Here is a 13,650-nt window from a genome sequence, read left to right on the forward strand (position 1 = left end):
GAAAACCGTTTCACACTTTTCCCGGAATTGCTCTAGCGAGGGAGAAGCCGATGCTGTCCAAATCCGCGCCGAAGTCGCCCAAGAAGACCGCGGCCGTCCGTTCGCTGGAGCGGGAGCGGCATCACGACATCGAGGATGAGGAACTCGAGGAAGGCCTCGAGGACACATTCCCGGCCAGCGATCCGGTTTCGGTTACCAGCACTTCGATTACGGGCGCGCCTGCGAAGCCGGCCAAAGCCAACAGGGCGCCGCAAAAGAAACAGCGCAAGAAATAGTACCGTTCGCTTCCGGCGTTCGGGAGCGCCGGTACAAACGAAAACGGGCGGCCAATGCCGCCCGTTTTCGTTTCCGTTTTTAGCGTCGCCTAGGCCAATTCCACAAAAAAGTGTGAGCGGTTTTCCGTCCGGAATTGCGTAAAAACAAGAAGATAGGGCGTTTCGCCGTTTCCGTGAAACGGTGAATCGCACTAGAGGCCGGGCACGAACCACGGGTTCACGTCCATGCCCAGCCGCGGGGCCTTGGTCGTCTGGGTCCTGACGGCGTCGGCCTTGTCGACCGAGCCGGTCGCGGTGCAGTCGAGTGTCACGTTGGTGTGCGTCTGGGCGCAGGCCGCAGGGATTTGCTTGGCCGGCTGGTTCGCGCCAGCGAAAGCGGCGCCCGAGAAGGCCAGCACGGCAGCGAGAGCGAGGATTGTCCGTTTCATCTTCCGTCTCCAGTCGGTTTTCGTACATGTACGATACGCCGTACATATACGGTTAACAGAAGATGAATTCAAGGGGGAATTTGTACGCGTACGACAAATTTTCTTGAACGTAGGAATTCGCCGCCGCGGATCAAGCGATCGGATGGCAAAACGGTCAAAGATGGCCGATCAGCAGTTGACGGGCGTTTCGGTGAGCGGGGGTATGTCCTGTGCCGACAACGAGGCCAGCATGAAGTCGCACATCCGCTTCACATAGGCCTGGGGATCGCCGAACGGATAGAAGGGAAAGGTGATCAGCAGCGAGATCGTACCGTGGCCGACGGTCCACAGCATGGTGGCGATGGCGCGGGGGTCGCCCTTGAGCTTGCCGGCGGCGACGCAGGCCTCGACCCTTGTGATCAGCACCTTCATCGCCGGGTTGCCCTCTTCCATGTCCTCGTAGCTGCGGCCTTCCGGCAGCTTGGTCTTCTCGGTCATGAAGACGGTGCGGTACTCATTGGGATTGCCGAGCCCGAAGGCTGCGTATTCGGTCATCACCGCCCGCAGCGCCTCGATCGGGTCATCGGAGGAATGCTCCTCGATGCGACGGGCAAGCGTCTCGAAGGCGTCCTCGGCCAGCGCGAACAGGATGTCCTGCTTGTCGGCGAAATAGGAATAGACCGACATCGGCGCGTAGCCGACCCGCTTGGCCAGCTTGCGGATGGTGAGGCCCTCGTAGCCTTCTTCCTGGACGAGCTTGTGGGCCGCGTCGACCAGTTCGGAGCGAAGCTCGGCTTTCTGCTTCTCGCGGCGTTTCTGAACGCTCAGCGGCAATGTCCGCCTGCCTTTTTGATTGGTTGCCTGACGAAGTTATATACGCTGTACGGGAACGGACAAGGGAGCGGCCTGGTTCCCCAAGGTACGCCCCAACGCATTGTTCCGACGCAATTCCGGACCGCTTTTCCGAAATCAGATCGCGCCGATGCCGCCGTCAAGCGCCAGCGCGTGGCCGGTCATGAAGGAATTGGCGGGGTCGGCGAGATAGAGGATGCCGGTCACGATCTCGTCCACTTCGCCGACGCGCTTCATCGGCACGCCGCGGGTGATATCGGCAAGCGCTTCCGCCTCCGGCGCGCCGGTGGAACGCACGAAGCCGTCGACCATTGCCGTCCTGGTGTGCGCCGGGCAGACCGCGTTAATGCGTATCCCCTTGCGGGCGTATTCGACCGCAGCCGACCGTGTCAGTCCCATCACGCCATGCTTGGCGGCGGCGTAGACCGACAGCTTCGGCGCGCCGGAGAGACCGGCGACCGAGGCGATGTTGACGATGGCGCCGCCCTTGCCGCTTTCCTTGAACTGGCGCTCCATCTGCGGGATCTGGTGCTTCATGGCGTAGAAGACGCCGAGCAGGTCGACCTCGAGCACCCGGCGCGCTTCCTGCGAGGTCACCTGCGGCAGGCGCACGAAAGCGTGCACGATGCCGGCATTGTTGACGGCAATGTCCAGTCGGCCGAATTCCTGCACCGCCAGCTTCACCAGATCCTCGGATAGCTTCTCGTCGGCGATGTTGCCGGCAAGCAGCGCGGTCTTGGCGCCAAGCGTAGCCGCGAAATCGCCGAGCGCCGCTTCGTCGAGATCGGAAAGGACCAGCCGCGCGCCCTCGGCGGCGAAGGCTTTGGCCGCGGCGCTGCCGAGGCCGCCGGTCGCACCGGTAATCAGCACCGTTGCTCCATCGAAACGACCCATGGGCAGCCCTCCTTGCTCAACCCTTACTGTCGATCAACTCCACCGCAAGCGCGGCGAGCAGCTTCACCGCCTCGCCATAGGTCTTGGCCTTCTCCGGATTGGAGGCATTGCCGTCCAGCGCGCGGCGGTAGACGCCCTGGCAGATTGCCGCCAGCCGGAAGAAGGAGAAGGCAAGGAAGAAGGTCCAGTTGCCGATGCCGTCGATGCAGCGCCGGCGGCAGTAGGCGGCGACATAGGCGGCCTCGGAAGGTAGGCCGAGAGTGGCGCGGTCGACGCCGTCAAGGCCGCGAAAGCCGGACGCGTTAGGCAGGCGCCACTGCATGCATTGATAGGCGAGGTCGGCGAAGGGATGGCCGAGCGTCGACAGCTCCCAGTCGAGCACGGCGATGACCTTCGGCTCGTCCTTGGCCAAGATCATGTTGTCCAGCCGGTAGTCGCCATGCACCAGGGAGACGCGGCCGTCATCGGCCGGCATGTGGGTCTCCAGCCAGGCGATCAGCCGGTCCATGTCGGCGATCTCTTCGGTCTCGGAAGCGCGATACTGGCTGGTCCAGCGGGCGAACTGGCGCTCGAAATAGCTGCCGGGCTTGCCGAAATCGCTTAGGCCCACGGCCTCGACATCGACGTCGTGCAGGGCGGCAAGCGTCGCATTCATGGCGTCGTAGATAGCGGCACGCTCATCATTGCCGGATGCGTCCGGCAATGAGGGATCCCAGAAGATGCGGCCGTCGAGGAACTCCATGACATAGAACATGCGGCCGATCGGGGAGCCCTCACCGGACAGATGCAGCATGCGCGGCACCGGCACGGCGGTCGGGCCAAGCGCCTGCATGACCCGGAATTCACGGTCGACCTGGTGCGCCGATTTCAGCAGCTGCCCCGGCGGCTTGGCGCGCAGCACGTAGCGGCCGCTCGCGGCGGTGAGCAGATAGGTCGGGTTCGACTGTCCGGACTTGAACTTTTCGATCGCGGAAAGCCCGGCAAAGCCCGGGATATGCGCCTCGAGGTAGGGCGCAAGCGCTCCCTGGTTTAGCGCGTTGGCGTCGCCGCTCATGCGGTCTCAGGCTGACGCTCGATCAGCGTCAGCGTCAGCCAGCGCGCCGTCAGCGCCGGCTTCTTCGATCCTTCGATCTCGATGGTGACGTCATGCGCCGTCTGCACCCATCCGGACGGCCGCACCTTGACGTCGGCCAGCACGAAGTGGGTGCGGATGCGCGAACCGGTCTTGACCGGCGCCAGGAAGCGCAGTGTGTCGAAACCATGGTTGACGCCCATCTTGGCGTTTTCGATCGGCGGCATGGTCTCGAAGGTCATGGCCGACAGCAGCGACAGCGACAGGAAGCCATGCGCGATGGTGCCGCCGAACGGCGTCTCGCGCGCGGCGCGCTCCGGATCGCAATGGATGAACTGGTGGTCGTCGGTGGCGTCGGCGAACTGGTCGATCATGCGCTGGGTGACCGTGCGCCAGGGCGACACGCCGACTTCCTTGCCGACGCTGGCCAGAAGCGTATCGAGACTGATCGGTTCCACGCTGACGTCCTCCGCACCCCCGCCCGGATAGCGAGCGCTTCATTCCTTGAACAATGTCATCCCGTGCTGCACCGACTGGCCGCCGTCGATCGGCAGGATGGCGCCGGTGACATAGCTTCCGGCACGGCTGCACAAATAGAGCGTTGCGCCGGCAATGTCATCCGCCACGCCGATACGGCCGAGCGGAACATGGTTACCGACATGTTTCGCCTGCTCCTCCGTGGCGGTGGCAAAGGCCGTCATCCGGCTCTGGAAGGGGCCGGGGGCAAAGGCGTTGACGGTAATGCGGCGGGCGGCGAATTCGATCGCCAGCGTGCGCGTCAGGTGATGCACCGCAGCCTTGGAGGCGGTGTAGGAATAGGCATCGTCGGCCAGCGGCTGGGTGCCCATCACCGAGCCAAGATTGATCACGCGGGCCGGGTCCTCGTCGCTTGCGGCGGCGTCGAGAAGCGGCAGCAGGTCGCGGGTCAGGTGGAAGACGGCGGTGACGTTGACGCCGAACACCTTGGCCCAGGCGTGATAGGGAAACTCCTCCAGCGGCGCGCCCCAGGAAATGCCGGCATTATTGACCAGGATGTGCAGCCGGTCGGTGCGCACCTTGACCTCGGCGACCAAGGCGGCGATGCCCGCCTCGCTGGACACGTCGCCGGCAAACCCTTCGGCCCGCCCGGCGCCGCCCAGCGCGTTGAGCTCGCTGGCGACGCGCAGGCAGTCTTCGCCCTTGCGCGAGGCGATCATCACGGTGGCGCCCGCCCGCACCAATCCGGTCGCGACCATGCGGCCGATGCCGGTCGCGGCGCCGGTCACCAGCGCGGTCTTGTCGGCGACCGAGAACAGCCTGTCGAGATAGCTCATCCAAATTCCTCCCACGTGGCGCGTCCCGGCCGAACCGAAGGACTCGCGTTGACAAGGCTAGCCGAAGTACGGTCATCCTTGCCACGGGTAAAGAAGCGAAAGGGCCGGAACCGATGGCGGACATGAATCTCGGCATGACCGAGCGGCTGAAGCCGATCCACCAGCGCGTGGCGGCGATGGTGCGCGACGAGATCGCGCCGCTTGGCGAGGAATTTCTGGCCGAGGTCGGCAGGAACGGCGACCGCTGGGCCTACACGGCCAGACAGACCGAAATCCTCGAAGGGCTGAAGAAGACGGCCCGGGAGCGCGGCCTGTGGAATTTCTGGCTCACCGATTCCAAGCGCGGCTACGGCCTGTCGACGGTCGAATACGCCTATCTGGCGGAGGAGATGGGCAAGGCGCATCTCGGCGCCGAGACCTTCAACTGCTCGGCGCCCGACACCGGCAACATGGAGGTGCTGGAGCGCCACGGCTCGGAGGAGCACAAGCGGGAATGGCTGGAGCCGCTGCTCGAGGGGAAGATCCGCTCTGCCTATCTGATGACCGAGCCGGACGTCGCCTCCTCGGACGCCACAAACATTTCGATGCGCTGCGAGCGGCGCGGCGACGATTACGTGCTCAACGGCGAGAAATGGTGGGCTTCGGGCGCCGGCGACCCGCGCTGCGCCATCTACATCGTCATGGTCCGGACCGGATCTGAAGAGGAGCCGCAGCATCGCCGGCATTCGATGATCCTGGTGCCTTCCGACAGCAAGGGCATCACCAAGCTGCGACCCATGCAGGTCTATGGCGATGACGACGCGCCGCATGGCCATATGCATCTGAGGTTCGAGGATGTTCGGGTGCCGGCGGCGAACCTGATCCTCGGCGAGGGCAGGGGATTCGAGATTTCGCAAGGGCGGCTGGGGCCGGGCCGCATCCATCACTGCATGCGCGCCATCGGCCAGGCCGAGATGGCGCTGGAGATGCTGTGCCAGCGTTCGGTGCGGCGCGAGGCCTTCGGCCAGCCGCTGGCCAGGCTCGGCGCCAATTTCGACATCATCGCCGAGTGCCGCATGGAGATCGAGATGGCACGGCTCCTGTGCCTCAAGGCGGCGTGGATGATCGACCAGGGCGATGCGCGCGCCGCAGCCCCGTGGATCAGCCAGATCAAGGTCGTCGCGCCGCGCGTCGCGCTCAAGGTCACCGACGAGGCGGTGCAGATGTTCGGCGCGCAGGGCATAAGCCAGGACACGCCGCTCGCCCGTTCGTGGACGCATCTGAGAACCCTGCGGCTCGCCGATGGACCGGACGCGGTGCACCGGCGGCAGGTGGCGCGCGCCGAGCTCAGGAAATACACCCAGGAAAAGGTTTGACCATCATGGCGCTTCCATCGGAAATGAAGGCCTTGCTGCTCGTCGGCGACGGCTACACCAGGACACCTTCGGCCGGCGCGCTGGAGGCGACGGAACCTTATCTCCAGCCCGGAAGCATCGCCTTGCCGACACCCGGCCCGACCCAGGCCCTGATCAAGGTCAACCTCGCCTCGATCAACCCGTCCGATATCGCTTTCATCAAAGGCCAATACGGCCAGCCGCGGGTGAAAGGCCAGCCGGCCGGCTTCGAAGGCGTCGGCATCGTCGTCGCCACCGGCAATGACCCGTATGCCAAGAGCCTGGAGGGAAAGCGCGTCGCCTTCGCCACCGGTGTGTCGAACTGGGGCGCATGGGCAGAATATGCGGTCGCCGAGGCTGCGTCCTGCATTCCGCTGCTCGACACGGTGGGCGACGAGGACGCCGCGGCGATGATCGTCAATCCGCTGACCGCGCTCGCCATGTTCGACATCGTCAAGCAGGAAGGCGATAAGGCCTTCATCATGACCGCCGGCGCCAGCCAACTCTGCAAGCTGATCATCGGCCTGGCGAAGGAGGAAGGTTTCCGGCCGATCGTCACCGTGCGCCGCGACGAGCAGATTCCTTTGCTGAAGGAACTTGGCGCCGCCCATGTGCTCAACGAGAAGGCGGCGGATTTCGAGACGGCGCTGCGCGAGGCGATAAAGGCCGAGCAGCCGCGCGTCTTCCTCGACGCTGTCACCGGCCCGCTGGCTTCCGCCATCTTCAATGCCATGCCGAAGCGTTCGCGCTGGATCGTCTATGGCCGGCTCGATGCCGAGCCGACCGTCATCCGCGAGCCAGGCCAGCTGATCTTCCAGCACAAGCGCGTCGAAGGCTTCTGGCTGGCCGAATGGATGCGGCAGTTCCGCGACCGTCTCGGTCCGGCGGTGCTGGAAGCGCAGAAGCGCTTTTCCGACGGGCGCTGGTCGACCGACGTGACGGCGGTGGTGCCGCTGGACGAGGCGATGGCCCGGCTGCCGGCCGAGTTGGCCAAGCCGAACGGGAAAGTGTTCATCAAGCCGTAGCGGCTACTCGGATTGGCGACCGCTCAGCGCAGGCTCTCCAGGTCGCGGATGCGTTTGGCGCCGGCGGCTTCGAGCTGCCTGGTGACCGCGCCGATCAGCGTTTCGGCGACGACGAAGAGGGCGGCGGACGAATCCCAGGCCGAAGGCACGGCGGTGCGCCCGGCGATCACATGGCGGGCGAAGCGGGCGATCGGCGACAGCCATTGGTCGGTGAAGAGCACGATCTGCACGCCGCGCTCATGCGCCTTCTCGGCAAAGCGGATCAGGCTCTCCTGGTAGCGCCTGATGTCGAAGATCACCAGGACGTCGCGCTTGCCCATGTCGATCAGCCGGTCGCGCCAGATGCTCTCCTGGCCGGCGAGGTGGTAGACATCAGGCTGGATGATGGCGAGGTGGGCGGCCATGTAGCGCGCCAGCGGATCGGTGAAGCGTCCGCCGATCAGGAAGGTCTTGCCGCGCCGCTCGGCAAGCCTTCCGGCGATGTCGGCCAGCTGCTTGTCGGAGAGGTGCCGGAACGTCTCGCGCATGTTGTCGAGCGTCGCCTCCAGCATCGGCGATACGGCGCCGCCGCCGGCAGGCGACGCCGGGTTGAGCGTGCGTGACGCCGGCGACTGCAGTTGCGCTGCCAGTTCATCCTGTAGCGCCGACTGGAATTCGGGATAGTTCTGGAAGCCCAATCTCGCGACGAAACGCAGGATCGTCGGCGATGAGACTCCCGCCGCAGTCGAGAACTCGGCCACCGTCTTCAACCCGGTCAGCGGATAGTTGGCAATCAGCGTCTGCGCGGCGCGGCGCTCGCCCGCGGGCATGGCGCCGATGCGGTCCGAGATCAGTTCGGCAATACTGGAAATCATGTTTTCCCCCGCCTGTTGACCCGCCGCCGCCGTTTTCCGGAATTCGCGTTTGACAAAGCCGGATAAAGTGTATGAAATCATTCACCGGGACGCAATGAGGCAAAATACGTAACATAAGATACAGCGCTCCCCAGGGGACGGCAGTATGGAGAAGGCACGGCTCGCCAGCCTTGCACCGTCGGAGACCGTGAGGGTGAGCAACCCCGGCGGCTCGAGTCCATTCGTCCTCACTTGCGACCATGCCTCGAATTTCCTGCCCGCCGAGTTCGGAACGCTCGGCCTGCCCGTCGAGGACCTTTCCCGCCACATCGCCTGGGATCCGGGCGCGCTGCCTGTCGCCAGCCGCATGGCCGATGCGCTCGACGCCACGCTGGTCGAGACCCGCATCTCGCGGCTGGTGATCGACTGCAACCGGCCGCTCGATGCGCCCGACCTCGTGCCGCCGGTCAGCGAAACGACGGCCATCCCGGGCAACACCGGTCTTTCGGAAAAGCAGCGCGCCGCGCGGATCGACCTGGCCTGGCGGCCGTTCCACGACACCATTGCCCGCCTCATCGACGAGCGGATGGCGCGCGGCCAGGAGACGCGGCTGGTGTCGGTGCATTCCTTCACGCCGGTCTACAAGGGCAAGAGCCGGCCCTGGCATATCGGCATCATCCACGACGACGACCGCAGGCTGGCGGCACCGCTGGTATCGGCGCTGCAGCGCCTTGCCGGCGTCACCGTCGGCGTCAACGAACCCTATTCGCCGGCCGACCGTGTTTATTTCACGCTGGAACGGCATGCGCGCTCGCGCGGCCTTGCCTGCGCGATGATCGAGATCCGCAACGACGAAATCTCCGGCGAAACCGGGCAGCGGAAATGGGCGGATCTGCTCACCGGCATATTTTCGAATCTGGAGCCCGAGGAGGCCAGGGGCTCCCGACAACGCGCAATGGGAAAGTCAGTTCAATCGGCCAGCTAAGAACTAAAGGGGACCAATAATGTCAGCGCAAGACTACACAGAAGTCGACAAGCACGAGGACCTGAAGGTTCTCCACGGAATGGGCTATGCCCAGGAACTGTCGCGAAGCATGAGCCGCTTCTCGAACTTCGCGATCTCATTCTCGATCATCTGCATCCTGTCGGGCGGCATCAATTCCTTCGCCCAGGCCATCTCGTCGATCGGCGGCGCCGGCGCCGGCATCGGCTGGATCGTCGGCTGCGCCGTATCCGGATTTTTCGCTCTCGCCATGGCGCAGATCGCTTCGGCGTTTCCGACAGCGGGCGGCCTCTACCACTGGTCGTCGATCCTCGGAAACCGCTTCACCGGCTGGCTGACCGCCTGGCTCAACCTGCTTGGCCTGATCACCGTGTTGGGCGCCATCAACATCGGCACCGCCTTCTTCTTCGTCGGTACGTTCGGAAGCTGGTTCGGCATGTCCGGCACCCCAGGCGAGATAGTTGGATTTGTCGCCCTCATCACTGTGATCCAGGCGATCTGCAATCACTTCGGCATCAAGCTGACCGCCATGCTGACCGACGCTTCCGGCTTCCTGATCCTTGGCGCAACGGCGGTGCTTATCGTCGCCTGCCTGGTGTTTGCCCCGGCAATCGACGTCACCAGGCTTTGGACGTTCACCAATTATTCCGGTGACGCTGGCGGCGGGGTTTTCCCGCAGTCGGATTCCTTGACCTATCTGTTCCTGCTCTGCCTGCTGCTGCCGGTCTACACCATCACCGGATATGACGCGTCGGCGCATACCTCGGAGGAAACGCTGAAGGCCGCGCATTCCGTTCCGAGAGCAATCATTTCGTCGGTGCTGTGGTCGTCGCTGATCGGCTGGGCGATGGTCTGCGCTATCACGCTGGCGATCCCTGATCTGGCGGCCGGCGCCAAGCAGGGCTGGAGCGTCTTCTTCTCGACGATGGACACGATCCTGCCGGTCTGGCTCAAGGAACTGCTCTATTTTGCCATCCTGATCTCGCAGTTCCTCTGCGGCCTTGCCACCGTGACCTCGGCGTCGCGCATGCTTTTCGCCTTCTCGCGCGACGGCGGCATGCCCGTCGGATCGGCATCGCTGGCCAAGGTCAGCCCGGCCTGGCGCACGCCGGTCCATGCGATCTGGACGGCCTCGATCCTCGAGATCATCTATGTGTTCCTTGCCCAGTTCATCTCGATCGGCGGCACCAACATCTACACCATCGTCGTCAACTCGACGCTGGTGTTCCTGTTCCTGTCTTTCACGATCCCGATTGTGCTCGGCATGCTGACTTTCGGAACCGCCAAATGGCCGAATCCTGGTCCTTGGAATCTCGGCGCCGGGCTGTTCAAGCTGTTTTGCGTGCTGTCGGTCGTCGGCATGGCAATCATCTTCTACATCGCCGTCCAGCCGCCGAACGACAAGGTGCTCTACATCACCGTCGGCTTCCTCGTGCTGACCGCTGTGCTCTGGTACGGCTTCGAGAACCGTCGCTTCCAGGGTCCGCCGATCGGCGACGAGATCGCCAAGCGCCAGGCGGCGATCAAGGCAGCCGAAGTTGCGGTTGGCGAGACCGGCAACTGACACCTCGTTCATGGCCATGGCCGGCCCCCGCGCCGGCCATGGTTCCTCTCGTTCAATCGACCACTGGAGCGCCAAAGGAATGGCCGGGAATTTCTCGTTCGATCAGTTGAAGGAAGCGGTCTCGAAGGGCGAGATCGACACCGTGCTGGCCTGCATCGTCGACATGCAGGGCCGGCTCGCCGGAAAGCGCTTCCTGGCCCAGTATTTCGTCGATTCCGCGCATGGTGAGACGCATGGCTGCAACTATCTGCTGGCCTGCGACATCGATATGGAGCCGGTGCCCGGCTACAAGGCGGCGAGCTGGTCGAAGGGCTATGGCGACTTCGTCATGAAGCCCGACCTTTCGACGCTGCGACGGATTCCCTGGCTCGAGAAGACGGCGCTGGTCATTTGCGACGTGCTCGATCATCACGATCATGAGGACCTGGCGCATTCGCCGCGCGCGATCCTGAAGAAGCAGGTCAAGCGGCTGAGTGAGCGCGGCTATATCGGCTACTTCGCCTCCGAGCTCGAATTCTACCTGTTCAACGAGACTTACGATTCCGCCCGCAAGAAGCACTGGCTGGGCCTCGACTCGGCCTCGCCCTATATCGGCGACTACCAGATCGGCATCACCACCAAGGAAGAAGGCGTCATGCGCCGACTTCGCAACGAGATGGAGGCAGCGGGCATCCCGATCGAGAATTCCAAGGGCGAGTGGGGACCCGGCCAGGAAGAAATCAATGTGCGCTATGCCGAGGCGCTCGAGATGGCCGACCGCCACGTCATCCTGAAGAACGGCGCCAAGGAGATCGCCGATTCCGAAGGCAAGGCCATCTCCTTCATGGCCAAGTACAATTACGGGCTCGCCGGCAATTCCAGCCACATCCACAATTCGCTGTGGAGCGCCGACGGCAAAACGCCGCTGTTCTTCGACAAAAATGCGGAGTGGACGCTGTCGACGCTCGGCCAGCAATGGGCGGCGGGACAGCTCAAATACGCCAAGGAGTTCACCTGGTTCCTGGCGCCCTATATCAACTCATACAAGCGCTTCCAGGCCGGGACCTTCGCGCCGACCAAGATCATGTGGAGCGAGGACAATCGCACCGCCGGCTTCCGGCTCTGCGGCGAAGGCACCAAGGGCATCCGCATGGAGTGCCGCATCGGCGGCGCCGACCTCAATCCCTATCTCGCTTTCGCGGCATTGATCGCCGCCGGCCTTGCCGGCATCGATGAGAAGCTGGAACTGCAGAAGCCCTTCGTCGGCGACGCCTATCAGGCGTCGCAACTACCGGAAATCCCGAAGACCCTGCGCGATGCCGCCGAGACGCTGGTGAACTCCACAATGCTGAAGCAGGCTTTCGGCGAAGACGTGGTCGAACACTACGTCCACACCGCCCGCTGGGAGCAGTTCGAATACGACCGCCGGATTACGGATTGGGAACTGCACCGGGGGTTCGAGCGGTACTAGGGTACTTTGGCAACGGTGCGCCGCCCCCTCACTCCCCTCTCCCCGTGAAGAACGGGAGAGAGGGGGGTGCCGGTGCCGAGCCTCTCCCTTCTCCCTGTCACTTATGCGGGGAGAAGGTGCCGGCAGGCGCATGAGGGGCGGCGCCACGCCATCTGATTTTCGATTATTGTAAAACTGCGAGGAAGAAATGACCGAAACGGTCAAACTGAAATCCCCCATCGACGGCTCGATCTATGCCGAGCGGCCGGTCGCGACCGACCAGGCGATCAACGCAGCGGTGGAGCGCGCCAAAGCCGCGCAGGAAAAGTGGGCCGAGACGCCGGTCGTCGAGCGCGGCAAATATATGCTGGCAATGCTCGAGGCTCTGGTTGCGATGACCGACGAGATCGTGCCGGAGATCGCCTGGCAGATGGGCCGTCCGGTGCGCTATGGCGGCGAGTTCGGCGGCGTCAAGGAACGCACTAATTACATGGTCGAGATCGCCGAACAGGCGCTGAAGCCGGTCATGGCCTCCAATCCGAAGGACGGTTTTCGCCGCTACGTGAAGAAGGTGCCGCTCGGCGTCGTCCTTGTGATCGCACCGTGGAACTATCCCTATCTCACAGCGGTCAACACCATCGTGCCGGCGCTGATGGCTGGAAGTGCCGTCATCCTCAAGCATGCGGCGCAGACGCTGCTGGTCGGCGAACGTTTCAGCCAAGCCTTCGACAAGGCGGGCCTGCCCAAGGACCTGTTCCAGAACCTGGTCATGAACCACGCCCAGACCGAGAAACTGCTCGGCTCCGGCAAGATCGACCATGTCAACTTCACCGGTTCGGTCGCCGGCGGCCGCGCCATCGAGAAGGCGGCGGCAGGCACTTTCATGACGCTCGGGCTCGAGCTCGGCGGCAAGGACCCGGCCTATGTTTTGCCCGACGCCAAGATGGACCATGCTGTCGCCAACCTCGTCGACGGCGCCTTCTTTAATTCCGGCCAATGCTGCTGCGGCATCGAGCGCGTCTATGTGCACGAGAAGGTCTATGACGAGTTCGTCGAAGGCTTTGTCGCCGAGACCAAGAACTATGTCGTCGGCAATCCGCTGGAGGAGGCGACCACCATGGGGCCGATGGCGCAGGCGCGCTTCGCCGACCTGATCCGCGAGCAGAAGGCCGAGGCGCTGCGCAAGGGCGCCAAGGCGCATGTCAACATGAAGGTCGAGAACGACAGAGCGGGCTCGCCCTATCTGGCGCCGGAAGTGCTGACCGACGTCGACCACCAGATGAGTGTCATGCGCGAGGAAAGTTTCGGGCCGATCGTCGGCATCGTGAAGGTGCGCAACGACGAGGAGGCGATCGCGCTGATGAACGACAGCCCCTATGGGCTGACGGCCTCGATCTGGACGCGCGACACCGAGCGCGCGATGGCGATCGGCGACCGCGTCGAAACCGGCACCGTGTTCATGAACCGCTGCGATTATCTCGATCCGGCGCTGGTCTGGACCGGCGTCAAGGACACCGGCAAGGGCGCCGCACTGTCGGCAATAGGCTACGACAACCTGACCCGGCCGAAATCCTACCACCTGCGCGAAGCCATCTGATTCTCGAAAGACG

The 13,650-nt window shown here is 64.0% G+C and carries 14 protein-coding genes; 7 read left to right on the top strand and 7 right to left on the bottom strand.

Annotated elements, in window-relative coordinates:
* Nucleotides 1-50 precede the first annotated feature (50 nt).
* A complete protein-coding gene (locus EN874_RS14270) occupies nucleotides 51-275 on the top strand; it encodes a hypothetical protein (protein ID WP_127425302.1) in 225 nt (74 codons plus the stop codon).
* A gap of 191 nt (nucleotides 276-466) precedes the next feature.
* Here EN874_RS14270 and EN874_RS14275 read toward each other — a convergent pair whose 3' ends face one another.
* The 6 genes from EN874_RS14275 to EN874_RS14300 form a co-directional block, all read right to left on the bottom strand.
* A complete protein-coding gene (locus EN874_RS14275; protein ID WP_127425303.1) occupies nucleotides 467-703 on the bottom strand; it encodes a DUF680 domain-containing protein in 237 nt (78 codons plus the stop codon).
* A 168-nt stretch (nucleotides 704-871) separates the two neighbouring features.
* The gene (locus EN874_RS14280) at nucleotides 872-1,516 is read right to left on the bottom strand and encodes a TetR/AcrR family transcriptional regulator (protein ID WP_126087740.1); all 645 of its coding nucleotides are present in this window, start codon (nucleotides 1,514-1,516) and stop codon (nucleotides 872-874) included.
* Between the two features lie 135 nt (nucleotides 1,517-1,651).
* On the bottom strand, nucleotides 1,652-2,428 hold the full coding sequence (locus EN874_RS14285; RefSeq protein WP_127425304.1) for an SDR family oxidoreductase: 777 nt from the start codon (nucleotides 2,426-2,428) through the stop codon (nucleotides 1,652-1,654).
* 16 nt (nucleotides 2,429-2,444) lie between these two features.
* A complete protein-coding gene (locus EN874_RS14290) occupies nucleotides 2,445-3,482 on the bottom strand; it encodes a phosphotransferase family protein (RefSeq protein WP_127425305.1) in 1,038 nt (345 codons plus the stop codon).
* Nucleotides 3,479-3,958: a MaoC family dehydratase gene (locus tag EN874_RS14295; protein WP_127425306.1), complete on the bottom strand. Its 480-nt coding sequence runs from the start codon at nucleotides 3,956-3,958 to the stop codon at nucleotides 3,479-3,481. The genes EN874_RS14290 and EN874_RS14295 overlap by 4 nt, the downstream gene beginning before the upstream one ends.
* Before the next feature lie 39 nt (nucleotides 3,959-3,997).
* The gene (locus tag EN874_RS14300; protein ID WP_127425307.1) at nucleotides 3,998-4,813 is read right to left on the bottom strand and encodes an SDR family oxidoreductase; all 816 of its coding nucleotides are present in this window, start codon (nucleotides 4,811-4,813) and stop codon (nucleotides 3,998-4,000) included.
* Between the two features lie 113 nt (nucleotides 4,814-4,926).
* On the opposite strand from EN874_RS14300, the gene EN874_RS14305 reads away from it, so the two are divergent.
* Entirely contained in the window at nucleotides 4,927-6,168 is a 1,242-nt protein-coding gene (locus EN874_RS14305) for an acyl-CoA dehydrogenase family protein (RefSeq protein ID WP_127425308.1), read from the top strand.
* A 5-nt stretch (nucleotides 6,169-6,173) separates the two neighbouring features.
* Entirely contained in the window at nucleotides 6,174-7,211 is a 1,038-nt protein-coding gene (locus EN874_RS14310; RefSeq protein ID WP_127425309.1) for a zinc-binding dehydrogenase, read from the top strand.
* 23 nt (nucleotides 7,212-7,234) lie between these two features.
* Here the strand turns inward: EN874_RS14310 and EN874_RS14315 are convergent, their stop codons facing one another.
* On the bottom strand, nucleotides 7,235-8,065 hold the full coding sequence (locus EN874_RS14315; protein ID WP_127425310.1) for a MurR/RpiR family transcriptional regulator: 831 nt from the start codon (nucleotides 8,063-8,065) through the stop codon (nucleotides 7,235-7,237).
* Between the two features lie 145 nt (nucleotides 8,066-8,210).
* Between EN874_RS14315 and EN874_RS14320 the strand changes: the two genes are divergently transcribed.
* The 4 genes from EN874_RS14320 (at nucleotide 8,211) to EN874_RS14335 (ending at nucleotide 13,637) form a co-directional block, all read left to right on the top strand.
* Complete coding sequence (locus EN874_RS14320; protein ID WP_127425311.1) at nucleotides 8,211-9,029, top strand: N-formylglutamate amidohydrolase; 819 nt, start codon at nucleotides 8,211-8,213, stop codon at nucleotides 9,027-9,029.
* Nucleotides 9,030-9,048: 19 nt separating this feature from the next.
* Nucleotides 9,049-10,611, top strand: coding sequence for an amino acid permease (locus EN874_RS14325; protein ID WP_127425312.1), 1,563 nt, complete (start codon nucleotides 9,049-9,051; stop codon nucleotides 10,609-10,611).
* 79 nt (nucleotides 10,612-10,690) lie between these two features.
* Nucleotides 10,691-12,061, top strand: a complete 1,371-nt coding sequence (locus EN874_RS14330) for a glutamine synthetase family protein (RefSeq protein ID WP_126087749.1) — start codon at nucleotides 10,691-10,693, stop codon at nucleotides 12,059-12,061.
* 187 nt (nucleotides 12,062-12,248) lie between these two features.
* Nucleotides 12,249-13,637, top strand: coding sequence for an aldehyde dehydrogenase family protein (locus tag EN874_RS14335; protein ID WP_127425313.1), 1,389 nt, complete (start codon nucleotides 12,249-12,251; stop codon nucleotides 13,635-13,637).
* Nucleotides 13,638-13,650 lie beyond the last annotated feature (13 nt).

The organism is Mesorhizobium sp. M1D.F.Ca.ET.231.01.1.1, assembly GCF_003999155.2.
Lineage (GTDB): Bacteria > Pseudomonadota > Alphaproteobacteria > Rhizobiales > Rhizobiaceae > Mesorhizobium.